Below are 25356 nucleotides of genomic sequence, written 5' to 3'. Positions count from 1 at the left end.
AATTATAATATTCCGCTTATAATTTATCCCTAAATCCATATTCAATCCCTAATTCAATTCCAACCCGCCAAACCTAACTTAAACCCTGAGAATCCATGAAACAATCTATAGATTATAAAATCCAACTTTTGCTGACAGCTTTTGTCAGCTCTCTGCTCCTTGGAAATCTTCTAGGCAGCAAGCTAATTGAGATCTTTGGAATCGTAACCTCAGTAGGGATTTTCGGATATCCGATTACCTTTCTTATTACAGATATAGTAGAAGAGGTCAAGGGAAAAGAAGTATCAAAGATTTTTGTACATGCAGGTTTTCTTTCACTCTGCATTGCTGTACTTTTTGTATTTGCAAGTACAGGTCTCCCTCCTTCCCCTCTATATCTGCACAATGAGGCTTATAACTCCGTTTTTTCAAACTCCCTGAGAGTTATTCTGGCAAGTATGATCGCTTTTATTATAAGCCAGTACCACGATCTCTGGGCTTTTAATTTCTGGAAGCAGAAAACGAAGGGCAAATACCTGTGGCTTAGAAATAACCTTTCAACAATTGTTTCCCAGCTGTTTGATTCTATCGTTTTTATGTTTATTGCTTTCTATCATGCAGCTCCTGAGATGGATGCAGTTGCAATATTCTTTATGGTTTTGCCGCTCTGGACTCTTAAAGTGATTTTCGCTCTTCTTGATACCCCATTTGTATATCTTGGAGTCAGGTGGCTTGCTTCCGAAAATGAGAATAAGAGTTCCGACTCCGGGAAAAACCGGAATACCAACTCGGTTAAGGCAGAAACAAATTTGGCGCCTGAAAAAAGCCCGGATCATGAAATTTCAACCAAACCGTTGCGCCGTTTTATCATACCGTCACGACGTTTTCGATCAAACCTTTTTTGAAAAGGTTTGCGAGATGACTTGCAGAATACCTAATATTTATGAGTATTCCTATTATAATATAGGGGTGCAAAGTTATGGTAAAATATCCAGAATATAATATGCGGCAGACTGTTCCTGATGTTCAGCGGGGGGCGGGAAAAGAATCTGAAGGAAAGGGCGAAGAAACGAAAAAGCCCCAAAAACCCGGTGAGAGGGAGGCTCAGTATGCTGAGGTTCCAGCCGGTGAAAGCTGTATGCCCTGTCTTGAAATGTCCAAGGAGCAGTGCAAAAATTCTATCTTGGAAATACAAAAGGTAGCAGAAAAGATACTCAAAGCCCATGGAGTTCTCAATGAAACTGCTGATCTTTTAAAGGGTGAATGGTTTCTTAAGCTCCAGAAATCAGGATTTGAGAAAAAACTGGTTCTTGCAAAGTACGGGGAAGAGGTTTCCATAGGGCTTTACATTTATTCGGATGATATTCCTGTTCCTGATCCTAACGTTGTTTTACTCTCACAGAACGGATTCTGGTACCCTCAGAGAATCGAGGAAAAGTTTGAGGAAACGGTTTCTTCCTTCTTTGCAGGAGCATATGGGGACTATGACTTCCTTAGTATTATCCCTGAGAATCTTGAAAAATTCCAAGTTTTCCAGCGTGATTTTGCGAAAATACTTGAAGACCAGGGCTGGAGCAGTTCAGATGTAAAAATTCTCGAAAAAATCATGCCAAGAAATTAAGCTCTTAAATACTGGTTTCATACAAGGAACTAATTTTTTTCTCCCAATTTTCTCAGGAATTACCCTTTTTCCTTTCGGGCTTCTCAGGATTCGGCCTTTTTCTTTCTATCCTATTATTTCTCTGATTCTGTTTTTCCCACAGGATATTTAAATCTTGAAAGCATACGCAGTTTCAAGTATAGGTATAACTTCAGCGGTGTTACTTGCTTTTACCTCAGCTCCTTTCACAACAATTGATTTTCAGAAGGTCTTTTATGTTCTCAATAAACTCAGAATGCATCCTATCAAAAAAATCTGAAGATATCCCTCCTTTCTATGTGATGGAAGTGCTGGAAAGTGCTCAGGCTCTGGAAGCTGAGGGAAGACAAATAATCCATCTCGAGATAGGAGAACCTGATTTTCCTACGGCTCCTCATATCTGTGAAGCCGCCTGTGCTGCTATTTACCGGGGATCCACAAAATACACTCACAGTCAAGGACTTCTTTCGCTCAGAGAGGCAATAGTCGAATCTTACCAGCAGAAGTTCGGAGTCGAGCTTAGCCCGGATCAGGTTATTGTAACATCCGGTACGAGTCCGGCTCTTCTGATTGTTTTTATGGCTCTACTTGAGAGAATGGATGAAGTCATAATGTCGAACCCTCATTATGCTTGCTATCCAAATTTCGTGAAATATCTGGGTGGAACTCCTGTTTTTGTTTACACGAGCGAGACAAATGGGTTTGCTCTGGAACCCGAAACAGTAAGGCAGTGCTTGAGCTCGAATACTAAAGCCATCCTGATTAACAGTCCTTCAAATCCTGGAGGTCATGTCATGTCTCCGGAAAGCTTGCAGGGCCTTGCCGAGATCGCAGATGAAAAAGGAATTCCTATTGTCTCAGACGAAATCTACCAGGGTCTGATCTATAGCGGAGAAGAGCACACTGTTCTGGAGTATACGAAAAACGCCTTTGTCCTGAATGGCTTTTCCAAATTATATTCAATGACAGGCTGGAGGCTCGGCTATATTATTTGTCCTCCTGAGTGCGTCCGTGCAATTCAGAAAATCCACCAGAACTTTTTCATCTGCGCCAATTCCTTTGTCCAGGAGGCAGGAATCGCGGCTCTCAAAGGTCCGCAGGAACACGTTGCCAAGATGATCCAGACTTACAATACACGCCGCCAGTATATGTTAAAAAGACTTATTGGAATGGGCCTTGATGTCCGCAAGGAGCCAACAGGAGCTTTTTATGTCCTTGCCGATGCTCGCAAGTACGGCAGCGACTCCTTGGAATTGAGCCGCCGTATCCTTAACGAAGCTGGCGTTGCAGTCACGCCTGGAATCGATTTCGGTAACGGGGCTGAAGGTTATCTACGTTTTTCATACGCCAATAGCATCGAAAATATAAAAGAAGGTATGGATAGGCTGGAAGCCTTTTTGGAAAAGGAACTTGAAGGATTAGAAATTCTATAATGTAGTTAGGTTAATTCTTGAGTTAGGCCACTCTTTTCTTTATCATTTCTAACTTTCTAACCAATTTTTTTCTTTCTATTATTTTAAAATTCGGAAAGACTGCTCTGAAGCTTTCCGTTTTTTTCCAGCCAGAAAAGTCCTGTTATAATCCAGGTTCCATACGTGAAATGCGTCCCCATGATAAAATAAAGTTCTCTTTCTTTCATGAGGTCCGAGAAATGCTTTTTTATTTTACTCTCTATGGCTGCCGGCTCCTGCTCGTCCCTTATGATATTCCGCACGTCTTCGTTAAATTCCCAGTCGAGCAGGGTTATTTTATGCCCCCTGCAGGCATTTTCTCCCTCACACTTGAAAAAATACCTGATCTCGACAGGCATTCGGGCAGCTTTTTCCCCTTTTTCCAGAAAATCTCCTATGAGATTAAAATACTGCTGCCGGTCATAAGCCTCAGTGCTGTTCACCTTTATTTCGAGGTCTAAGATTTTCGGTTTTACCACTCCAAGGGTCGCTCCCTTGAGATTTAGCTTTTCAATAGATGTTACGAGCGGCAGGACAAGCTCTTTTATTTCCCTCTCTTTAAGGGGCTTTTCCAGGTTCACGTGACTGAGGACTTTCCTGCTCTCCCACCTGACATCATGCTCAGGTCTGGTAACCGTAAATTCTAGCAGGTCATTCTTCCTGAAATCAACCAGTCCTTCCCCGTATCTGAATCCCAGAGGATAGAGCCTCAGCATTTCTCCATGCTTATTAATACCGATTATCCCGACGGCATGCCCATTCCCATCCTTTTTGCTTTTCTCGGGAACGGCTCTGACAAGGACAGCTACTTCTTCTTTTTCGTGCCTCAAGATAAGAACCTCGCTTGCTGTTGAGCAGGTTTGAGCAGGTAGAAGAAGATTGGATCTGCAGATTATTAACCGTTGGGGAAGTTACGTGAAAGTATTACTTTTATCATTCTCTACGTACCTGAGTATTAAAGAATTAAATCTCTAAATTCACCAAAATTGATACGAGATTCGAAAATATAGGGAGAAAATGTTAAAAGAATAATGTAGAAAAGTAAAATTAAAGAAAAAAGGTGGGGCTGGTGAGATTCGAACTCACGATCGACGGGTATCTCCGAACAACTGCTTATACAGTTTTCTGGTGAGCATCTATCAGTGCTCCAACGGTTCCTCATTGTCCTGCCCCGTCGGGAAAGACTCGGTAGACCCGTTGTTCATCATTTATCCGCTGGAGCCCATCGCCATGCCGGGCTAGGCCACAGCCCCTTTATAGAACATTTAACAAGGAACTGAAATATTCGTTCTCTATTAAATAGTTAACGACACGAACTAATGTTTTTATGTTGATTATACTTTTTCATCAGTTGACGATGAAAAATAAGTAATTAATCCGTGGCTATCATCACACTTGAGGCCTTGAACGCTGCATAAATCTCGTTCCCTATTTTTAAGTTCAGATTTTCAGCTGATGTTTTTGTGATGATGGAAGTGATTTCTGTTGCTTCTGGCAATTCTGTTATGATTTCAGAGCTTCCCATCCCGGTAACAATGCTTTTAACCTTACCTTTTAAAAGTTGCTTGCGCTTAATTTTATATTTGATCCTCCATTAAACATGGAAATTAAACTTCCGTCAACCACTATATAAGTATATCTCTATGTGAATCTTAAGAATTAATAAGGTTAGTTTCCTATGTATAGTCAAATTTTTAAAAGGAACATAAAATTTCCACTTGAAATCTAGGAACCGGTATGTTTATATTTGAGTTGTAAATTTATTTCCTAATGCAAATTCTTTATATAAGTTATATGAATTTGAAAGAGAAATTAGTTTACTGGTAACAAACGTAGGTCTGAGAATCTACTAACTGGTAAACGACAGCAAAAGATTTGAACGCGGATTTTTTTTCTATTGGGATCTGGAAATTTTATGGTCTATCCTGAATTCCCCCACCCGTCTTCCAGGATGCAGGGAAAAAGGCGTATTCCTGAAAACCTGTTGACATTGAAGTACTAGTTCATAAAAATGGCACAGTGCTGTGAAATTACTGTGCATTATTCATTAGCATGGAAATGAACTGCTGTGCAGTGCACAGAACAATGTTGAGAGGCAAGTAAAATGCAAGATGAGACGCTACTATCGATTTTTTCTGAAAAGTGCACCGAATATACAATACCAAAATTTTATGCTGGAGGGCATTGATTATGTTTTTCAAAAACATAGTCTGTCCTGTCTGTGGGGCTGCCTGCGACGATATCCAGGTTGAAATCAAGGATGAAAAGATTGAAGCTAAAAATGTATGCAAGATGGGGATTTCCAGATTTAAGGAGATTACAAGTCCCCGAAGGCTTAAACAGCCACTTCTTAAGTTCGGAGGAAAATTAAGACCAGTTTCCTGGGACGGAGTCCTTGAAATAGCTGCGGACATCCTGGCTTCGGCGAAGCGCCCCCTGATTTTCATAGGCAGCGAAACTTCATGTGAAGCACATGAAGTGGGGCTTATGATAGGAGAATATTTGGGTGCAACTGTTGATACAATCGTCAATGGGGCCACAGTGATGGGAACTCAGGAAGCCGGAAAAATAGGTGCAACTGAAGGACAAAAGAAAAACAGGGGAGATCTCATGGTCTACTGGGGAACAAATCCACTTGAATCCATGCCCAGGCAGATGTCCAGATATGGGGTTTTCCCCAGAGGTTACTGGACAAAACGTGGGCGTTTTGACAGGACAATCATTACTGTAGACCCAAGAAAAACTCTAACTGCTAAAGCTTCTGACCTGCACGTGCAGCTTAACCCGGACTCCGACTATGAGCTAATAAGCGCACTCTTGACGCTTTTACATAGAAAAACTCCTCATCATTCCATAGAGAAGATTACAGGAGTTTCCATTCCTGTTATGGAAGATATGCTCGATATGATGAAGAACTGCAACTTTGGGACGATCTCAGTAGGAGTTGGACTATCTTCATCCCTTGGGAAGTACAGGAATATTGAAATTGCCATGAACCTTGTGAAAGAGCTGAACAATTATTCCAAAATTACCATTGGAGTTATCCGTAGTCACTGCAACGTGGCAGGCTTTAACCAGGTTGCTTCCTACATGTACGGTTACCCCTTCGGGCTTGACTTCACGCGTGGACACCCACGTTACAACCCTGGAGAATTCACAACCGTGGATTTGCTTAGAGAAAAGGACGTAGATGCAGCTTTTGTAATATGTGCTGATCTTTTGAGTCAGATCCCACCTGACTGTGCAGCTTACCTTGCCGAAATTCCTTTGATCTGCCTGGATACAGTTCCTTGTCCGACTACATCTATTTCAGATATTGTACTTCCGGGGGTCATTGACTCCATAGAATGTGACGGGACGTTCTACAGATTTGACGATGTGCCTATTTACTTTGAACCGTTCCTTGATTCTCCATTTAAATTCACTCAGAGTAATGAAGATACCTTAAAACAACTCTTTGAGAAAATAAAAGCGAAAAAAATCAATTTGATGTTTTACCTATATAGTGCTGATCTTAAAATTCAAAATTTCTCTTCGAGGTCTCAGATTTCAAATAGTCAACTAAGTTTCTGAGAATGAAAAATAATTCTGAAAATCTTAATCTTACTGGTTTCAAGCAAAAGAGAACTCGATGAAGTAGAAATTGAGGCCATATCAAGAAATGCTGAGGAATACGTAGAACTTACAAAGGAATATAAGGAAAAGAGCAAAATTACTGTTTAAGAGCAAGTAATTTTTATTTAAACCTATAACTTAAAGATCAACGCCCAGGGCAGGATTTGAACCTGCGCTCTCCCAAAGAAGAAACGGTTTTCGAGACCGTCGCCTTACCACTAGACTACCTGGGCATTTTGTTTTTAAATTAGGAAAATTCTCGGGCATTGCCCAACGTTTTTGATTTAACGTGTTTCAGATGCAGGGTTAGTGAATATACCTTCTTTCTTATATATTTTGTCATAAGCAGGATCTATACCTCAATCTGAAAGTAACACCTCAAAAATCGAAAAGTGAACTCTGGCCTGCATTTTCATCCGATTCTTTATCTCGTGATCCTTCTTTTTCTCTTTCTTCAGTCTCTTTCCGAGTCTTCTTGTCCTTCTTCTCCTTAGAGTTAGTTATTTTCCCTGGATTTACCTTTTCGAGGTCTGCAAATGAAAGCTGTCCTGTGTGCCGGATTTCCTCATTTTTCAGGTTTTCAGGCAGCTCAAGCCATCCATACTGACCTCCTCCGCCAGGATGGATTATTACATTTCCTTTCCTGAAAGCCAGAATTGCATTTACTATCCGGTCGTCGCCAACGATTTTCAGGTCTTCAGGCTCAGAGTAAATAAGAGCTTTGACTTCGTTTCCAAAGCGCTCTATAAGTTTATTCCAGGCCGTTTGCACGCCTTTTGTCTGAACGCTTGCATGGCCGAGAGCCATTTGGATAATCTCGGCAAGAGGAATTAGGTGTAGGTAAGGAGGACGGTAATCAGGGTGTTTTGGCTCTTTAAAGTCTGCAAGTTCATTAACTCGGTCGAAAACCCCTTTCTTTATGACGCCTCCACAGATCGGGCAGCGCCACTTATTCTCTACGGCTTCAGGCAGAGGATACTGGGTAAAACACTTAATGCAGGCTGATCGGTTGTATTTTCCCTCTTCGGGAAAGAACCCTACATTCAAAGTAGCTTTATATCCCTGCTCTCTGAGAATAGCTTTTTTCAAGCCATCAAAGGTGAGCTCAGGCATATCAAACTGTGTAAACTCCCTTGCCAGTTTGTTAGTCGAAGGGGAATGAGCGTCTGAATTCGAAAGAAAAGTCAGGCGGTGAAGCTCTTCTATTCGGTCGGCATAATCACTGTCCGCACTCAGGCCAAGCTCCAGAAAAGAAATATAATCTGTCATATCCCCGTAGCAGCTTCTCAGACTGTCATGATAGCCGTAAAGTGCAGTCCAGGGCGTGAAGGCATGGCAGGGGCCAATAAGAGCTCCGATATCTTTTGCAATTTCGGCAATTTCACTGCCATCCAGCCTGATACTCGGGCGGCCATCGGATTCAAGGTTGCCAAAAGGAGCAATGCGCTCGGCCAACTCTTCAGCTTTTGAAATCGAAGGCAAAATAAGGAGATGGTGCACGCGTTTGCTATCTTCTATCTCGGTAGTAGGGATGAAATAAATCTCATCTATGCGGATTTCTTCATCCGAAACGGCTACTCTTTTGATCTCTTCGAGCCACTTCGGATGAGTGCAGTCGGCAGTACCGATTAACTCCATCCCTTTTTTTGAAGCCTCCCTGGCAATTGTCGGCAGTTCCATTTTTCTGGAAGATGCCATGGAGTATTTTGAGTGGAGATGGAGATCTGTGTTGACTTTCATTCCCTTCCCTTTACCGGAAAACTCTAATTTTCAGCGCTTGCCTTAATAAGATAATCTTAGTTAGATATTATTTTAATTACCTGATTATTTTCTAAGGCCCTATCATCCTATGTAGCGCAGGTCTTCTTCAGTCGGTTTGACTTCCTGGAAGGTCTGTTGCTCTTCTTTTTCCTTTAGCTTTTCAAGGATGCTTTCCATTTCCTCTGCCTTTTTCTCAAGAGACTCTGTGTTTACCTCGATCCCGAATATCCTACAGAGTACCTTTAGAAGGGACTGGGCGCTTTTAGGATCCATTAGATATCCTGGGGTCATGCCCATAAGACAGGCAGCATCAATACCTCGCATCTTGCTGAAAGCTACAAGCAGGCCCGATGCTCCAACTATACCTCCGCTGGGTTCGGATTCCCTGAACTCTACCCCATACTCTTTGATTTCTTCAATCAACTTCGTGTTATTGGCGACCCCAAGGACGGTTTCCTCATAGGTCAGTTTGCCTGTGGGGTACCCTCCGAGTGTGTAAATTCTCGGCACTCCGAATTCCTGTGCAATGTCAAGATAAAGCGAACAGAGTTCGTAATGCCCTTGCGAGGTCGTGCTCTGATGATCTCCTACAAGGAAAAGGATATCATTCTCTTTCGCTTTTGCGTAATATATAATATTGCTTACAGGACGGACCGTACAGTCTTTATTGACCAGAACCTGAGGTGGAAAATGTGGGGAATAAACCTCAATAATTTTTTCAGCCCCTAGTTCGTCTACCAAATGCTCTGCCACTAGCTTACCTACGAGTCCTACTCCTGGAAGTCCTACTACAAGGATTGGTTTATTAAGTTCAAGATTTTCTTTCAGGCGGACAAGTGTACTTTGTTGCATAACAATTCCTTATCCTTTCTTTGCCATTCTGCGGTACTTGCCATAAGGGTCATGAGGAGAAAAGCGGGCCGGATGTGCAGGAAAAACTTTTCCCCCACAAACCGGACAAATTTCCCTTAAAGTGTACCTACCGCAATTTTTGCATTTGCGGATCTTTTGTCCCAAAGGATATCACGCCTTTGCCGATTCGATGTGCCGCTTGAAAGTCCCATGTCCGCCAAGTTTGGCAATAGTATCGACTGCTGTCTGGGCAGACTTTTTAAGGACTGATTCGGCTTTCTTGTAATCCGGGGCAATTACCTTGATTCGGTATCTTGGAGCCCCTGTGTAACTTATTTCAAGCCTTATGTCTTTTCCATCAACATCATTGATAGAATTTGCAGCACTCAGGGCTTGCTTTATGATTTCTATGCCATTTGGAAGGTCACAAGTCAGATCAACATAGCCTGCAATGTCTACAAAAGGCAGTTTGATGTTTTCCCCTGCAATTTTGATTATGCTCTTTAAGTATTTTTTATTAATTTTGACTCCTTTGAAGGCTTTCTCCCCTTCGATGGCAGCTTCTTCAAAGGCTGTATATGCACTTCCGAACTCTTCTACGAGTTTTTCGTGCAAAGATTCCAGGGTACCTTCATCGGTTTTCGTCTCTTCAGCCACGAACTGGAGCCATTTAGCGGCTTTTTGCTCATTTTTCCATTCCTGGATTTTAGCGCGCCGCTGGTGCTCGTTTACGTCTTTCAATGAAAGGTCTATGTGGCCGCGGGAAGGGTCCACGTTAAGAACCTTGCAGACTATCTTCTGCCCTTCCCTTACGTAGTCCCTGACGTACTTGACCCAGCCTGCTTTAATTTCGGAGATATGAATGAAACCTTCTCTTCCTCCGAACTCCTCAAGCTCGACATAGGCTCCGAAATCCGTTACGTTCTTTACAGTACAGACAACGAATTCTCCGACTTCGGGCCAGTTATCGTTTCCCATTCGCACCACTTCTCTAGTTTTATATCTTTGTTACTTGTTACTCTAATGCTGTAAAGTGCTTTTACCTGTTCGTTTATTCAAGCACTTCCAGAATATGAGTAGTAATTGTCGATTTTCCACCGGTTGGTTCGGCAAGGGTCCGTCCACAGACAACGCAGGTGATTTTACGGCTAGCGCTTCCGAATATGATCTGTTCGTTTTCGCAGTCGTTGCACTTTACGCGCAGGAACCTGCTTTTTGGCCTCTGGATATAGTCTACCATTTTATCTTACTCCTTGAACTCGAACTTCTTTGCCCTGAAGCAGGGTCTCTGGTGAGCTTTCTTACATACTGTGCAGCGGTATCTGAGCCAGATACGTTTTGTGGGTTTGTCGCCACCAGGCACCTTGGAGAACTTTCCGCTGTTCCCTATGCCTTGCTGTCTGTTCTTCTGCCTCGTAATGTGGGCCATTGATGAAGCCTGACCCTTCTTGACCCTTTCAACGACTACTTCTTGATGGGTCTTACAGAATGGGCAGTAAGTTCTGAACCTCTTTGGAATCTTCATTCTTAACACCTTTTTAATGATTATTGGTATTCAGCTTGCCTTCTCCGGCTTTTGCGGAAAGGCATTATTTACATATGGAAATAATACGTATGGCGTTACGTATGGCGTTTAGATCCTGGGAAGATCTTATTTGGGAAGCCTTTGATTGGATGAACTTGAAATTTTTCAGACCTCTTTCAATCTTGGTATCACGTGAAAACCTTCTATCAAGGCGAGGTCAAATAGCGTTAACAAGGTTAAGCTACTACTAATTTTTGCTCAAGCTTTTTACGAAAAAGCTTGCATGCTAACAAGGTTAAAGTACACAAATATAGCTACACATATAAATACTCATACTATTGCCTGATAAGCTTTCAGGCCTACATCGCTTAACTTAGAAGCTTTAATACTTTAAATTGCCTATCGTTTTTTTCTCAAGCTAAAACAAATTGTAAATCTCAGGAAATTAGTTTTTTTCCTGAATTTTCCTGTCCAACAATTAGTTTAGCTGCATTTCGCTTTATCAGCCCTGTAGCATTGAGCTGCGGCAAAACAACTACTTCTTCCGCACTGACCGTATAATTCCTACCGTCTGCGCCTGTGAAGGTGGGCAGATCCTTCAGTATTCGAACAACAACGTATCCCTCATTTATATTATTTTTGTCTACATTTATTTTCTGTCCATTTTCCCAAACCTCTCCCTGATTATATGTTTGATTAATTACTTGAATATCTTTTTTTTCAGAATTAAACGGTTTTTTATTCTGTTTGGAAGTTTCAGGGTTAAGAATAGGTTCAAGAAATTCAATTCTCAAGTTCTCAATTTCTTCAATTACAATATAATATAACCGCTTCTCTGAAGGCAGCATCTTTTCGGTGTTTTTCGTGGTTTTTTTGTCTGATTTAGTTATTTTTTTTTCAGAGAAGGCTTGTGATGTGGCCAAAGGTATTATTTTTTTAACTCTATTCATAAAAATTGATTCTACAAACCGAATCGTGTTTTGAAGTTCGTTTTGCAGTAACATTACTTCCGATGAGCGAGGACTGTTGATGTTTTTTATCTCTTCTTCCAACTCTTTGATGTATTTCTCTACATCTTGGTAGAAGTCTGGCGGGATTGAAGTTACTGTACTAGAATTACACTCTTTGCGTTCTACTTCTCTAATCTTCCCGTCTATTTTTTCGAGATCCATACTCTGCAACACCTCTGCAAATCATATACACGGCTACATACTCCGGAACTTCCTGTATACCTTCTTCTACTCTTAAGTCCTTGCCCTTTAGTTGCACTGAAAAAGGCTTTGAAACTGTTATCTTTACAGGCCTTTCGCCAAAGATAACGGCATCGATAAGTGGGTCAAACTTCTCTAATTCGGATAAAGCAAGTTTCTTTACCAGCATCCCTGACCCGCCGTGCAATGAGCCCGGCACCCGGATCAAACGTTTGATGTCCGCAGTCACGGGTTCGTCAACACTTGCTCCAAAATCTATTCCATATTCTTTAGTAGAGTTAATTACAAAATGCTTTAGAACATTTCCTGACTTTTTTATATTAAAATCTAGACGGCCACGATTTAATATATCATTTAAACTGCTTTCACTTGAAGCTATTTTTATCAAATTATTTATTGATGTTTGACCTAAGTTCTCTCCTTCTTTTCTCATCTTTTCTTGCAAATCTATAAACATTTCCTTCTTATTCTTTTTTTGAACTTCTTTTTGTAAATATTCTACAGTAAATCTTGCAATTCTCTTTCCCCAACCATAATCATATCCTTTAAGAACCCATTTCTTCGGATTTTCCCCTCTTCCATTATTTCTTGCCCCTGCTCCATATTCACCAGCAATTTCCTCTTGTATAAAAAATTTTTCGTAATCTACATCTTTTCCGCTGATATAATTAATGATCTCTCTTCTTTCTGGACTACCTAGTGTTAGGACTCTTGGATCTTTAACGTGTAAGTGATATCCTCTCCCTCCGGAGAATACCAGCTCAATCTCCTGCTCCGAAAACCCGAAATCGTCTAGAAGAAAATCCATGAGCTTAAAAGTTTCCTTCTTTACAAGCTCCAGCATATCCGCATAGTTTCGAGGGGCATCTGGCAGGTGGTCTGCATCAAGATCAAAAATCAACTCTGCCCCTAGCCAGTTCTTCTCATTCATTTTACGCGCATCAGGATATTCATAATAAGCAGTCGAATTGTAAACATGCGCAGGGGCCATGCCGTAAAGATAGTCAAGAGCTTCTCCGGGCGAGCCGAAGGCTTTGTGCCTGTGCATCATCTTGTCAGGCATGTCATCATAGAAAATGAAAGCCCATTCTCTGTTAGGTAGGTGGTCAGGAAGACCTATTTCGGCATTTTTGTAATAATTCTGAAAGCGAGTTTTCAAAAAACGGGCGGTTCTACTGTCCATAGTTTCAGGGCTTCTGGGGTTTTGGGTCTTAATTCGGGGTTCTGATCAGGGGTATTGTTTAAAGATTCTGATATGGGATTTGATTCGGAGTATTGTTTAAAGGTTCTGATATGAGTACGATTTAGGGATTCTGATCAAAGGTTTTGATTAAGTTTTTGATTTGGGATTTCGGTTGGTTTTCCCTAAGATAAATCAATCTCATATTTTACTTTTGCTTATATTATTTTCTCTAAAATAATTTCACAGTTAATTCGGATTTGAGAACTCTTTTTACTATAATGGAACGTCTGGCATTCTTTAATCAAGGTATTTGTAGCATTAAGGTTTCATTTTTAGCAGGAACAACAATAAATGGGATAGAATTATAGAATCTGTAAGTAGAATCTGGAATTCAAAGCTGAAAAATAATAATTGACAATATAAATTGACAAATTGACAAGTTAATGAAAGATTTGGGGTATGGGTCTTATGGGGATTAAGAATTACATTAATACAGTTCGATACTATCTAAAAAAAGAAGAAATTGAAGAGTTGCCTATCTTCTCACAAGCTGGCAATCTGGATGATTCTAAAATTTTTACCAGTCCTTTTACAGGTATGCAATTTGTACTGATTCCTGCAGGCAAATTCGAGATGGGGTCACCCTTTGAAGTAAAAGGCCGATCCGATTCTGAATCTCCGGTCCATAAAGTGACAATTCAAAACTCTTTTTACCTGGGCAGATCAGCTGTCACGCAAAAACAGTGGGAAAAAATAATGAAAAATAATCCTTCACACTTCAAGGGCGAAGATCGACCTGTTGAGATGGTTTCCTGGGAAGATGCTCAGAAATTTGTCACAAAGCTGAATGATAAGGAAGGAACGGACAAATACCGCTTACCTTCAGAAGCCGAATGGGAGTATGCCTGCCGGGCTGGCACACAAACAAGGTGTTTCTTTGGTGAGGATGAGTCAAAACTCAACGAATACGCCTGGCATGCTGGAAACTCGGGTGCTAAAACTCATGCAGTTGGCCGCAAGAAACCAAACCCCTGGGGACTTTATGACATACATGGGAATGTCTGGGAATGGGTGCAGGATGAGTGGCATGATAATTATAAGGGTGCTCCTTCAGATGGGAGTGTATGGGAAGAAGGAAATCGTGTCTATCGGGTTTCTCGTGGGTGTAGTTGGCTCTGTGATACGGGATTCTGCCGTTCGGCTGGCCGTTTCAAACGCGAGCCTGAAAGTTGTTTTGCTAACCTTGGGTTTCGCCTGTTGAGGGAACTATAAGTCTTATAATTTGATTTTTCATAATATTTTTTCTTTATTTGAAGATTTTTAGGCATGTAAATGATTGATTGATCAATTTTGAAAATCAGGTTATCACCGTATTTTAGACTGTATGTAGAGTCGCTATATTATGGTTTCACAATTCTATATCTACGACTGAATTTCGAGTAAGGTGATTACAGGAGAGATGAACTTTTGATTCTTTTGGGAAGGTTGGGTTTATTTTGTAGTTGAGCTTGTTTCAAAACTACCTCTAAGAGGATAGTTCTAACCTCGGTAATTCTGACTTAGATTATTCTTATCCAGAAGAGGATAATTCTAACCTCGGTAATTCTGACCTAGATTATTTTTATCCATATGAAAACAATTCTCTAGGTGACTCTTATCTGGATGAAGATTATTTTAACCTAGATTATTCTTATCCGGACGAAGATAAGTATCCAGATGAAGAAATGTAAAAAACGGTGAGGATGAAGGAACTATTGATGTTGAAGAGATAGAAAGTGGATTCTGAATACTTCGTTTCTGAAAAGAGTACCGAACCATACTAACCTCGACTCGGCAAGAACTGCACAGGAAATACTTATACGAAAAGCCTCTATTATATCCACTTCATGAAGCAGGATATGTCAAGTGCCGACGTTGCTGCAGTTGTTGCCGAGCTGTCAGCAGGGCCGAAGTCCATTATTGATGCGAAAATCGGGAAGATCTATCAGCCTACGAATGAGGAGATTCGCATCAATCTTTACGTTTTTCACCAGGGCAGGGACAACCTGGTTATTGAGGCTGGGAAGCGCATTCATTTAAGTAAATACCTCAGGGCAAGCCCGACACTTCCACAGGCTTTTCCAATGCTGCTTAGAAAATACCTGATGGGAGGCAGGATCACATCTGTAGAGCAGCACGATTTTGACAGGATTGTAAAGATCGGGATAGAGAGAGGGGGAGTACAGAGTACTCTTATTGTGGAGCTTTTCGCTCCAGGGAACGTACTTATTGTCGATTCTGAAAACAGGATTATCCTGCCTATGAATCCTGTAACCATGAAGGATAGGCGGCTCCGGAGTGGGGAAATTTATGAACTGCCTGAGGCACAGATAAGTCCTCTGAAGGTTAAGGTTCCAGACCTTATGGAGGCTTTTTCTAAATCTACGGCTGATATTGTCCGGACGGTTGCCACAAGGTTCAATCTGGGAGGAGTCCTAGCAGAAGAAGTCTGTGCCAGGGCAGGAATTGACAAATCAAAGCCTTCAAAGGAAGCAACTGAAGAGGATGCCTTCAAACTCTGCAATGCGATGCACGATCTCTTCTCTCCACTGTCCAAGATCGAAGCCGGAGATAAAGGCTCTGCCGAAGCCGAACTTAAATCCGAATCCGGGGTTGAAGGCGAAGCTCCTAAACTCAGGCCCCAGCATGTGAAAAAGGAAATTAACGGAAAGCTGGAAACTTTCGATGTGCTTCCTTTTGACCTTCTTCGCTATTCCGAATTTGAAAAAGAGTATTTCGATTCATTTAATACGGCACTTGATGAATTCTTTGGAAAAAAGGCGCTTGAGCAGGTCAAAGAAGTAAAAGAAGCTCAGAAAAAGGAGAAAACCCTTGGCGTTTATGAACGGCGGCTTCTTCAGCAGGAAGAGAGCCTTGCAAAGTTCGAAAAAGAAATAGAGAAAAATAATATCCTTGCCGAGACAATCTACGCAAACTACCAGGCTATTGAAGAGCTTCTTTCCGTGCTCAACGGTGCAAGGGCAAAAGGCTATTCCTGGGACGAGATCCGCTCCATTCTGAAACAGGCTAAAAAGGCCGTACCTGCTGCGCAAAAGATCACAAATATCGATCCAAGGACCGGGACTATAACTGTGAACCTTGATGGGAAGAGTATTAGTCTTGACATCCGAAAGACAGTACCGCAGAATGCTCAGGAATACTATGAAAAAGTAAAGAAATTTAATAAGAAGCAGGACGGAGCTCTCAAAGCTATCGAAGACACCAAAAAGGCTATGGAGAAAAAGGCCGTTGCAAAGGCTGCAAAGGCAGGGGGGAAGCTTAAGGCATCCAGGAAAAAACACTGGTATGACAGGTTCAGGTGGTTCGTGTCCTCGGATGGCTTCTTTATTGTAGGAGGCAGGGATGCAGACACCAATGAGGAGATCTTTAAGAAATATCTCGAAAAGAGAGATCTTGTCTTCCATACCCAGACTCCGGGAGCTCCTCTAACAGTTATCAAGACTGGCGGAAAAGAGGTTCCCGAGTCTACTCTGCAGGAAGCGGCACAGTTTGCGGTTTCTTATTCCAGTCTCTGGAAAGCCGGACATTTCAGTGGCGACTGCTACTGGATCAAAGCTGAACAGGTCACAAAAACTCCTGAATCAGGAGAGTATGTGAAAAAAGGGGCTTTTATCATCCGCGGGGAGCGCAATTACTTTAAGGATGTCCCTCTTGGAGTTGCAGTCGGGCTTGAACTCAAAGGTGAAACGAGAGTGATAGGTGGGCCTGCTTCCGCTGTCCGAAAACATGGAGATTATATCCTCGAAATCGTCCCTGGGGCTTTTAACCAGAATGATATTTCAAAAAAGATCTACAGGATTTATGCCGATGAACTCAATGATCCTCGTTTCGTAAAACAGATTGCTTCTCCTGATCAGATAGCCATGATGGTCCCGCCCGGAGAATCGAACTTAAAGAGCCAGAAACCGGAACGGAAGGGAGAAAGTATCAAGGACAAAGGCAAAGAAGACGGAACCCTGGAAATAGATAACGAATCTGAAGACAGTGGAGAGAAAATTAAAGAGGGATTTGGAGAAGGATTCGGAGAGGAAATTGAAATTCACGGAGTGAAAAAGGCATGAGAGTTACAAATCGCTCCCTTAGGGGAAGGGAGGGGGAGATTGCAGTAACAGCCGAAACCTTAGATGATCTCTGGCACCTCAAATACATAATCGAAAAAGGGGACTTGGTTTTTGCTGTTACCAAACGGAAAGCCGATTCGGCAAGTGACAAAATCCGTCCTGAAAAAGTTGAAAAAGTTAAGGTCAGGCTTGGAATCAGAGTTGAGGAGCTTGAATTCCACAAATTTGCGAACCGGCTGCGGATACACGGGACGATAGAGTATGGGATGGATGTGGGCTCTTACCATACTCTCAATGTCGAGATCGGAACCAATCTTTCCATTATCAAGGAACACTGGAAGAATGACCAGCTCCAGCGGATCCAGGATGCTGAAGAAGCTTCAAAGCGCCCGAAAGTTGTTATGGTCGCAATAGAAGAGGGCGATGCCGATATTGGTTTTGTGCATCACTACGGAATAGAGATCTATTCTCATATCCGGCAGTCCTCTGGAAAGCGAGAGACTGGCTTGAGGAATGAGTTTTTCAAAGAAGTTGTAGAACAGCTCAGGCATGCCGTTCCTGAGGAAGCGTCTATAGTTATTGCTGGGCCTGGATTTACCAAAGAAGATTTCATTAAATATTTCCAGGAAATCGAGCCAGCTATGGCTTCAAAAGCCCTGATAGAAGATACTTCTATGATAGGAATGTCCGGCTTTCAGGAGGTTCTGCGCAGAGGTGCAGTTGATCGAATAATGCAGGAATCCCGTATAGCCCGCGAATCAGCCCTGATGGAAGACCTTATCCGTGAAATCTCAATGGACGGCAAAGCGGCTTATGGTTTTGCAGATGTTAAGAATGCCCTTAGTTACGGGGCTGTCGAAACCCTGCTTATTGCTGATGAAACCCTGCGAGAAGGGCGGGAAAAAGGGGAAGATATCGATAAACTCCTTATGGAAGTAGAACAAGCACAGGGGAAGGTCGTTGTTTTCAGTACAGCCTTTGAGCCAGGAGAAAAGCTTCATAAATTGGGAGGAATCGCAGCCCTGCTTCGTTTCAAGGTGAAAGGCTGACTTTCGGTCAAGCCTTTTCTTAAAAGGGTTGCAGCTCTGCTCCGTTTCAAGGTCAAGGACTGATTCGATCTGAGTTTGCATTTCCCAGTTTCCAACTTTTTAATCTTTTTCTTCAAATTCAGGCTCCTTTATCCGTTTATTACTCTCAGAGTTCGGTGGGTCATGAATACCCTGACCTCCAGAGGGCATCCTATAAATGTTCTCAGTAATATCTAAATTCCTTATTTTTCGATTTAAAAGCTTTTAATTCCTTTCTTTGTACGTTTTTGTCATTTATTGAGTCGTCTGACAGCCAAGTTAGGATGTGCGTGGCCGCACACAATTTTATCCTTTATCTTTTATATTATTTTTGTTATTTACTTTGCCTTTAGTTCTAATTAGTAAAATTTATTAACTAATTAGATTTATTTGTTGTTACTTTTAATTTAATCTATAATACTATTTATTAATATAATCTTTCTTATTATCTTTAAATGTATGATAACAAATGAAAAAGGGTGATAATCAATTATGAAATCCTGCATTCAAAAAACTTTGTTTTCCCTGCTTGCTTCGCTTGTGGTCTGTTTGATGCTTGCTCCGTTGGGTTTTGCAGCTCCATCTCCAGTTATCTCTGGTTTTCCATTCGACACTAACGAAACCTCATCTGACGGATTCTGCTGGAATGCTACCACTTTTGGCGGCTTTAACTATCCTGTAAACAAACACAAGGATTTTGTATCTTCTGAAAACTGGTTGGGTGAACGCCTTCAGTATGTCGAAAAAGACGGGCAGTCTGAACTTGGTAAAGGCAGTCCCGGAAACCATGTAATAGGTGAAGAAGAACTTGTGTATACTACCCGTCCGTCCTCTTCAAAATATGAACTTGTTTCCGATCTTGAACTGAACGCCAACACAACTCCTGAGAAGCTTGGTGGGATGTTCTACTATAAGCTTCCTTGGTTTGGAAAACCATATGTTACCGTTGGAAACGATTCCACCCGGCTTGCAAACCTTGTAGTTTCTCAGACTTCCGACGAGAAAAAAACATTAAAGGTAGGAGAATCCTGGGATCTCGGGAGTAATTATTCTCTGGTAGTCAATCAGGTCGATGTTGAAGGGGAGAAGGTCTGGTTTTCCTTGTGTAAAAACGGGGAAGAAATTGAGTCTGGGATTGTGAATACAAACGGTACAGTTAACGATAAAACCTTTGCAGCAACAGCTGACCTTGGAGATAAGAAAGACCAGCTTTACTTTATCACTTACGTAGATACTGTATTCTCAAGTGCTGCAGATTCCTTTGCAGTTTTCAAGTATACCTGGCTCATAGATAAAGATAAAATCGTGCTCATCGAAAATGGAGATAAATATCAGGGTTTTGAGGTAAAGAAAGCTTCTGAGAACGAAATCGTCCTTAAGAATTCAAATTCTATCACTTTGAATCTTGACAAAGATAAAAAGACCTACTTTACAGATTCCTGGTACTTCCAGACCTCAGATGAAGGAAAGGGAAGCACTTCTCCAGAAGGCTATGTTCTCTATCCAGCAACCGACGTTACTGTAGAGGATAAAATTGCTTCAGGTACCAATAATCCTGAAAATGTCTCGAATGAGTCTGTACTCTCCGCTCCTCTCCTTCAGAGTAAGGCTGGTGATTTCAAAAATATTAACAGTAGTCTTCCTGAAGATAATAGTAGTCTTCCTGAAGAAAAAACCGGAATAGAAGCTTCTGCGAAAGCTTCTGGTTTCGAAATGCTTGCAGGAGCTTTCGGAATAGTTCTTTGTCAATCTTTTCTAAAAAGGAGGGATTAAGAGAAATATCCTGAAAATTAGATTAAAAGAGAGTGATCTCTTTAAATTTGCCTCTTCTTCTCTTCCTTTTTCTCTTCCCTTTTCTTTTTCAGCCCATTTTCTTCACATTTTTAACCTTGTGACTGCTCTTGGCCTCTGTTAACTAATTCCTTGTTAGATCAAGAGAAGCGCAATAAATCCGCTCAAAAAGATTCCATCAAAGGTTCCTGCCCCTCCTATGCTTGCAACCGGAGCTCCAAGGTTCTTAATTTTTCCTAAGTTCAGAAGATCGGCTCCAATAAGGGTTCCGAGCACTCCTCCTGCATAGGCTGTGACAACACGGCACTGGTCAACCGGGCAGTCCGGAATATGAATTATTGACGTCAATAAAATCGCAGTAAGGGCAGCTGCAAGAGGCGGGACAAGGGCCGGGGTTGCGACACCTATCCCACGAATCGGCTTTGCTACGGAATGAGTTATGACTGCAACTATTAAGATGCCGGCTCCTGCAAGCAGGAGAGAAGAAGGGAACTTTATAAGAAGGTAAGCTGAAATCAGAACTGGAATAACCGCTCCTCCTACGTTCACAGCAATTGTCGTTTCATTTCTTATCACACGCCGGAACGGAACCCTGTAAGGTACGCCAAAAACACGAACATAAGTATCTCTAACTACCGGGGTATCGGATTTGAGGGTTGCCAGAGGGATATTTATGCCGCTTCCTAGGAGAGACAGTAACAAGATAATGAGTGCATCTCCTATAGAGAAGCCAATTTTCGTAAAAGCGGAAATAACTACTCCGAAAAAGAGAAAACTAAGCCCGAAAATCACAATAAGGATCAGAAGAAGAAGAAATGTAAGGCTAAAAGGAATGTATAAAAGTTGTCTTCTCATGAAATTTCCCCATTTTCTTTATTTCCCCACATATTTAGGAATCCCCACTTTCTTTATTTCTTAATATGACTATGAATCTATTTCTCTTCATTTATGAGTCTATGTGCTGACCTTATTCTTTACACATCCTATTGGAAAGTATCTGCTCTCAGAAAGTCTGCAATTTAAAAAGGCATGTAATTAGAAATTATCTGAGGAAAAAGTCTCTTCTCCTCAGAATTAGATATATCTTACTGCCGGCTTCAGGCATTCCATGCAGATTATTTCTTTCGCGTCTTTATAGACCCTTAGAATCCCGCCAGACTCGGATACCGTAACTGCGATTGCAACCGTATCTCTGCTGATTGCGGCTGCCGAAACATGCCTGCCTCCCAGTCCTTTCTCGATATCTATGTTTTTCGCATCAACGTCAAGGTAGCGACCTGCGGCATGAATAATGCCGTTTTCATCTACCACAAAAACTCCGTCAAGCTGGGAAAATTCCTTTATGGATTCCCAGTTTTTCTTGTCAAGGATAGTCCGGTAAGTCTCATCGTGGCCTGCATAAGGATTCAGTATTAGCTGGTGAGAGCGTTTCAGAACCTCTTCGGAATCACCTATAATGAAGGCTGCTCCTATTTTCTTGCCTTCCCTGCCTGTCAGCACAATATCAAAAGAGATTTTCATAATTGCGCTTATCACTTCTGGCTTTATCCTCTCCTGGCATTCCTTCATCGCTTTTACAAAGGGATTTTCATCGAGGTTATGTACAATAATCGAACTGGAGCCGCGGGTTTCTACTACGCCTACAATAACCCCGCCTTCCTGCTCTCCAAGCACGTATTCTATGGCGGCAGCCTGCTGAAGGTGGTCAGAATTTCCTGAAGCTTCGCGGTTTATCTGGTCACCTAGCTCTTTTAAAGGGTTTTTTCCATCCTTTCCAGTGGAGACCAGATGGTCTATTATGCTTTTCGGGCGCATGGAAATGTAATATACCGGAATTCCCCCAGTTTCGATCCCTTCAAAACTCACCTCTCCGGAAACCATAATTGCGGCAGCATTAAGTTCTCTGGAAATCCGGGCTGCCGTTTCTGCAATTATACGTGCTCTATCCATGTGATCCACCGCTTTTTCTTTTTGCAGCAACCGATTTGTGGCTCCACTTTTTTATCTTTAAAGTTAATATTATTTTTTTGAACTAACATTATTTTCTTAAATTACGGTTATTATTTTTTAATTTAGCGTTTTTTCTGGATTGGAATAGTTTACTTTAGGTTAACATTAAGGTCTACTTTATAAATACTTAAGCTTATTTACCACTCAGTACCTATCTCTTATATATTATAATTGCCCTCTAACTACTTCGATTTTACTTTTTTCCTTTCTGCTTTTTATACTCTTTTCCTTTACTCTTTTTTTGCAAGGTCTCCCTGAGGGTTTACAATTCCTTCAAATACGGGATCTAAACTCAATTTTTCAGAGAAAAGTTAACAGGAAGATTTTTCTGTTACGTTTTTCAATTAAGATTGGTGAATGTTTTGATCAGGACATTTATTGCAGTGGAATTAAACCCCGGTTTTACTGAGAAGATTCGAGAGCTTCAGGAAAGATTCTCTGGTTTTGATCTGAAGTTTGTTGATCCTGAGCTCGTTCACATAACTTTGAAGTTCCTGGGGAACGTGGAAGAATCAAGAGTTTCTGCAATTTCCGCAGCTCTCGATTCTATCACATGCGAGCCTTTCGAAGCAAAAGTAGGGGGACTTGGAGTTTTCCCCAAACCTTCGAATCCCAGAGTCCTCTGGCTGGGGGCAACCGGAAATTTCAGGGCGTTACACGACAATGTAGAGAATTTACTAGAACCTTTCAAATTCGAAAAAGATGACCGGGAATTTACTGCTCATGCTACTCTTGCCAGAGTAAAATTCCTCAAGAAGGAGCAGAAAAACTCATTCATAAACATAGTAAAAGAGTTAAAGGATATAGAAATTGGTACTATGTGGGTAAATAAAGTGCTTTTAAAGAAAAGCACACTGACCCCGAAAGGACCGATCTATGAAACTCTGCATACTGTCTACATGGATTAATTTTTCTGTGTCAGATCTTTCTTCTCTTTTTTCTTCCTTAGTAGATCTTTCTTCTGTGCAGTGTGTTCTGTCGTGATACCTACTTTGAATATTTAAGTGTCAGAGCCATTTCTTTGATAGTTCTGGTTAATTCTTTTATTCTCAATTCCAGACTATCTAATATGAATGATTTTAATTAATTGTATAAGAAAATTATTTATGTATTTCATTGACATCCAATTTACTTATTCTTTGAAAGTGTAGTTGAATAACTTTTAATTTCCAAATTTTCCGTACTATTTTTAATCATAATATGTATAATTTTTAAGCTATGTTATTCTTTTATGCTTTGTTTTCTATTTACTTCAGACGAAGCATGCAATTTCTCTGAATCTATGTTCTTTGAAATAAAAATCGATATCTAGTAAGAATCATAAGTATTTAATAATCACAAATATTCAAAAGTTTAAATATCATCTTCTCTAAATAAAGTGCAAGCATTAATGGAGGACTCTACGATTAAAGAAGAGATCTGGATTGAAAAATACAGGCCTGTCCGGCTGGACCAGGTTACAGGGCAGGAAGAAACAATCGAAAGGCTGAAGTCTTATGTAGCGACAAAAAATCTCCCCCACCTCCTGTTTTCAGGACCACCCGGGGTCGGAAAAACAGCCTCTGCAGTCTCGATTGCAAGAGAGATTTTCGGGGAAGATCTCTGGCGTGAAAACTTTATAGAACTCAATGCATCGGATGAAAGAGGGATTGACGTTGTCCGGACAAAAATCAAAAACTTCGCAAAAACTGTTCCTATGGGAGGGGCGGAGTTCAAGATTATCTTCCTGGATGAAGCTGATGCACTGACTTCAGATGCTCAATCTGCACTCCGGCGGACAATGGAGCGTTTCAGCAGTAACTGTCGGTTTATTCTATCCTGTAATTACTCTTCCAGGATTATTGAGCCTATCCAGTCTCGCTGTGCAGTCTTCAGGTTCAGGCGTCTTTCTGATGAGGCTATCAGGAAACGCCTTAAATACATAGCTAAAGCTCAGGACTTGACCGTTACTGAAGACGGATATGAAGCTCTTATATACGTAGCCCAGGGTGATATGAGAAAAGCCGTGAATTCTCTCCAGGCTGCTGCTTTTGTTGAGCCGGAAAAACCTATATCCAGGGAAACCATTTATAGGACTACTGCAACTGCAAATCCGGAAGATATCAGAAACTTGATTGAAACTGCCCTGCGTGGAAATTTCAGGGCTGCTCGGAAGGAACTTAACAGGTTGCTCTATGAGGAGGGCCTTTCTGGGGAAGATATAATTGGACAGATTTACAGGTCAATCTCCGAAATGGATAACCGGATGATTCTGGATCTCGGGCTCTCTGAAAAGCGCATTGTCGAACTTGTAGACATAATAGGTGAGATCGATTTCAGGCTCACTGAAGGAGCTACTGAAAAGATCCAGCTAGAAGCTTTACTCGCGCATTTTGCGCTTTCCAATTCCGATTAAATTTTTAATGAATCGCAATAAAGCTTCTCATACCCAATCTCTCTAAAGAGATTGAAGGGGCTTGAATTCGGCCTTCTTTTATAAAATGAAGCCTACAGAATTAATAAATCCTGATTACCATGTCTGTTGAAATAGCATTAGTAGAAATGTTGGGGTCTGTTCCCCACTGGCTTGCAGTTTTGATTATAGGAGCCATACCCGTTTCCGAACTGAGAGGGGCAATTCCTGTTGCAATGGGTATTTATGGAATGGGGCCCTTCGAGGCTTTTTTCTTCTCAGTAATTGGAAACCTTCTTCCTGTAATCCCTCTTCTGCTCTTCCTTGAGCCGGTCTCGGATTATCTTAGACGCTATTCGATCTTTGACAATTTTTTCACCTGGCTCTTCTCAAGGACTCGCCGGAACAATACCGAGACTTTTGAAAAATACGGACTCCTTGCACTGACGATCTTCGTAGCCATACCTCTGCCGGCTACAGGGGCTTGGTCTGGCTGTGCAGCGGCATTTGTTTTTGGGGTCAAGTTCAAGCATGCGCTGCCTGCAATTGTTGCAGGGGTGATGATAGCAGGAATTGTAGTAACTGCCGTTACTGTAACAGGCATAGGTCTCGCTGATCTAGTCCTGGGAGTATAATTTACCTTTGACCAAACCACATTTTGTCGGTTGATCATTGCCCGCTCTGCTAGGAGTTTTCGATCAAGCCTTTTCTCAAAAGGCTTGCGAGCAAGCAATTTTTTGAAAAAGTTTATTTCGAAAC

At 41.5% G+C, this 25356-nt stretch carries 23 protein-coding genes and 2 tRNA genes; 11 read left to right on the top strand and 14 right to left on the bottom strand.

The genetic code is table 11. The features are described 5' to 3' along the window. Window positions 1–95: 95 nt before the first annotated feature. The 3 genes from BP861_RS01795 (at window position 96) to BP861_RS01785 (ending at window position 3051) form a co-directional block, all read left to right on the top strand. On the top strand, window positions 96–884 hold the full coding sequence (locus BP861_RS01795; RefSeq protein ID WP_292371978.1) for a queuosine precursor transporter: 789 nt from the start codon (window positions 96–98) through the stop codon (window positions 882–884). Between the two features lie 74 nt (window positions 885–958). Continuing rightward, entirely contained in the window at window positions 959–1600 is a 642-nt protein-coding gene (locus tag BP861_RS01790; RefSeq protein WP_292371976.1) for a hypothetical protein, read from the top strand. A gap of 254 nt (window positions 1601–1854) precedes the next feature. Next, window positions 1855–3051 (top strand): pyridoxal phosphate-dependent aminotransferase, encoded by a 1197-nt coding sequence (locus tag BP861_RS01785; protein ID WP_292371974.1) that lies wholly within the window; start codon window positions 1855–1857, stop codon window positions 3049–3051. Between the two features lie 83 nt (window positions 3052–3134). Here BP861_RS01785 and BP861_RS01780 read toward each other — a convergent pair whose 3' ends face one another. From BP861_RS01780 to BP861_RS01770, 3 genes are all read right to left on the bottom strand, one after another. Continuing rightward, window positions 3135–3899, bottom strand: a complete 765-nt coding sequence (locus BP861_RS01780) for a hypothetical protein (protein ID WP_292371972.1) — start codon at window positions 3897–3899, stop codon at window positions 3135–3137. Window positions 3900–4130: 231 nt separating this feature from the next. Continuing rightward, window positions 4131–4322: transfer RNA gene (locus BP861_RS01775), tRNA-Trp, on the bottom strand. Between the two features lie 119 nt (window positions 4323–4441). Beyond that, window positions 4442–4594: a TOBE domain-containing protein gene (locus BP861_RS01770; protein ID WP_394339154.1), complete on the bottom strand. Its 153-nt coding sequence runs from the start codon at window positions 4592–4594 to the stop codon at window positions 4442–4444. Between the two features lie 665 nt (window positions 4595–5259). Between BP861_RS01770 and BP861_RS01765 the strand changes: the two genes are divergently transcribed. Beyond that, window positions 5260–6642, top strand: a complete 1383-nt coding sequence (locus BP861_RS01765) for a formylmethanofuran dehydrogenase subunit B (RefSeq protein WP_292371970.1) — start codon at window positions 5260–5262, stop codon at window positions 6640–6642. Window positions 6643–6833: 191 nt separating this feature from the next. Here BP861_RS01765 and BP861_RS01760 read toward each other — a convergent pair. From BP861_RS01760 to priS, 9 genes are all read right to left on the bottom strand, one after another. Next, a tRNA-Ser gene (locus tag BP861_RS01760) sits at window positions 6834–6917 on the bottom strand. A gap of 145 nt (window positions 6918–7062) precedes the next feature. Then, window positions 7063–8424, bottom strand: coding sequence for a TIGR00375 family protein (locus tag BP861_RS01755; RefSeq protein WP_292371968.1), 1362 nt, complete (start codon window positions 8422–8424; stop codon window positions 7063–7065). A 102-nt stretch (window positions 8425–8526) separates the two neighbouring features. After that, on the bottom strand, window positions 8527–9297 hold the full coding sequence (locus tag BP861_RS01750) for a proteasome assembly chaperone family protein (RefSeq protein WP_292371966.1): 771 nt from the start codon (window positions 9295–9297) through the stop codon (window positions 8527–8529). 9 nt (window positions 9298–9306) lie between these two features. After that, complete coding sequence (locus BP861_RS01745; protein WP_292371964.1) at window positions 9307–9462, bottom strand: RNA-protein complex protein Nop10; 156 nt, start codon at window positions 9460–9462, stop codon at window positions 9307–9309. Window positions 9463–9468: 6 nt separating this feature from the next. Next, window positions 9469–10275 (bottom strand): translation initiation factor IF-2 subunit alpha, encoded by an 807-nt coding sequence (locus tag BP861_RS01740; RefSeq protein ID WP_292371962.1) that lies wholly within the window; start codon window positions 10273–10275, stop codon window positions 9469–9471. Window positions 10276–10348: 73 nt separating this feature from the next. Further along, window positions 10349–10537: a 30S ribosomal protein S27e gene (locus BP861_RS01735; protein ID WP_011306561.1), complete on the bottom strand. Its 189-nt coding sequence runs from the start codon at window positions 10535–10537 to the stop codon at window positions 10349–10351. A gap of 6 nt (window positions 10538–10543) precedes the next feature. Then, complete coding sequence (locus BP861_RS01730) at window positions 10544–10822, bottom strand: 50S ribosomal protein L44e (protein WP_292371957.1); 279 nt, start codon at window positions 10820–10822, stop codon at window positions 10544–10546. Between the two features lie 437 nt (window positions 10823–11259). After that, a complete protein-coding gene (locus tag BP861_RS01725; protein ID WP_292371955.1) occupies window positions 11260–11994 on the bottom strand; it encodes a hypothetical protein in 735 nt (244 codons plus the stop codon). Further along, window positions 11963–13216: a DNA primase catalytic subunit PriS gene (priS, locus tag BP861_RS01720; RefSeq protein ID WP_292371953.1), complete on the bottom strand. Its 1254-nt coding sequence runs from the start codon at window positions 13214–13216 to the stop codon at window positions 11963–11965. The genes BP861_RS01725 and priS overlap by 32 nt, the downstream gene beginning before the upstream one ends. 468 nt (window positions 13217–13684) lie before the next feature. Between priS and BP861_RS01715 the strand changes: the two genes are divergently transcribed. The 4 genes from BP861_RS01715 to BP861_RS01700 all read left to right on the top strand — a co-directional run bounded on the left by BP861_RS01715 (window position 13685) and on the right by BP861_RS01700 (window position 20177). Further along, a complete protein-coding gene (locus BP861_RS01715) occupies window positions 13685–14488 on the top strand; it encodes a formylglycine-generating enzyme family protein (RefSeq protein ID WP_349680983.1) in 804 nt (267 codons plus the stop codon). 614 nt (window positions 14489–15102) lie between these two features. Continuing rightward, a complete protein-coding gene (gene rqcH, locus BP861_RS01710; protein ID WP_292371949.1) occupies window positions 15103–17337 on the top strand; it encodes a ribosome rescue protein RqcH in 2235 nt (744 codons plus the stop codon). Then, window positions 17334–18386 carry an mRNA surveillance protein pelota gene (locus tag BP861_RS01705; protein ID WP_292371947.1) on the top strand — a complete coding sequence of 351 codons (1053 nt, stop codon included), beginning with the start codon at window positions 17334–17336 and terminating at the stop codon, window positions 18384–18386. Before rqcH ends, BP861_RS01705 begins: the two co-directional genes overlap by 4 nt. 510 nt (window positions 18387–18896) lie before the next feature. Beyond that, window positions 18897–20177 (top strand): S-layer protein domain-containing protein, encoded by a 1281-nt coding sequence (locus tag BP861_RS01700; RefSeq protein ID WP_292371945.1) that lies wholly within the window; start codon window positions 18897–18899, stop codon window positions 20175–20177. Window positions 20178–20330: 153 nt separating this feature from the next. Here the strand turns inward: BP861_RS01700 and BP861_RS01695 are convergent, their stop codons facing one another. Both BP861_RS01695 and BP861_RS01690 read right to left on the bottom strand, forming a co-directional pair. Then, on the bottom strand, window positions 20331–21050 hold the full coding sequence (locus BP861_RS01695) for a DUF1614 domain-containing protein (protein WP_292371943.1): 720 nt from the start codon (window positions 21048–21050) through the stop codon (window positions 20331–20333). Window positions 21051–21269: 219 nt separating this feature from the next. Next, the gene (locus BP861_RS01690; RefSeq protein ID WP_292371941.1) at window positions 21270–22145 is read right to left on the bottom strand and encodes a DNA integrity scanning protein DisA nucleotide-binding domain protein; all 876 of its coding nucleotides are present in this window, start codon (window positions 22143–22145) and stop codon (window positions 21270–21272) included. A gap of 422 nt (window positions 22146–22567) precedes the next feature. Between BP861_RS01690 and thpR the strand changes: the two genes are divergently transcribed. From thpR to BP861_RS01675, 3 genes are all read left to right on the top strand, one after another. Continuing rightward, a complete protein-coding gene (gene thpR, locus BP861_RS01685; protein WP_292371939.1) occupies window positions 22568–23113 on the top strand; it encodes an RNA 2',3'-cyclic phosphodiesterase in 546 nt (181 codons plus the stop codon). A 482-nt stretch (window positions 23114–23595) separates the two neighbouring features. Then, window positions 23596–24600, top strand: coding sequence for a replication factor C small subunit (locus BP861_RS01680; protein WP_292372071.1), 1005 nt, complete (start codon window positions 23596–23598; stop codon window positions 24598–24600). Window positions 24601–24719: 119 nt separating this feature from the next. Next, a complete protein-coding gene (locus BP861_RS01675; RefSeq protein ID WP_292371937.1) occupies window positions 24720–25232 on the top strand; it encodes a COG2426 family protein in 513 nt (170 codons plus the stop codon). Window positions 25233–25356 lie beyond the last annotated feature (124 nt).

The organism is Methanosarcina sp. UBA411 (assembly GCF_002495725.1).
Lineage (GTDB): Archaea > Halobacteriota > Methanosarcinia > Methanosarcinales > Methanosarcinaceae > Methanosarcina.
Note: the sequence above shows the minus strand (reverse complement) of the source record. Positions and strands in the feature narration are given on the sequence as shown.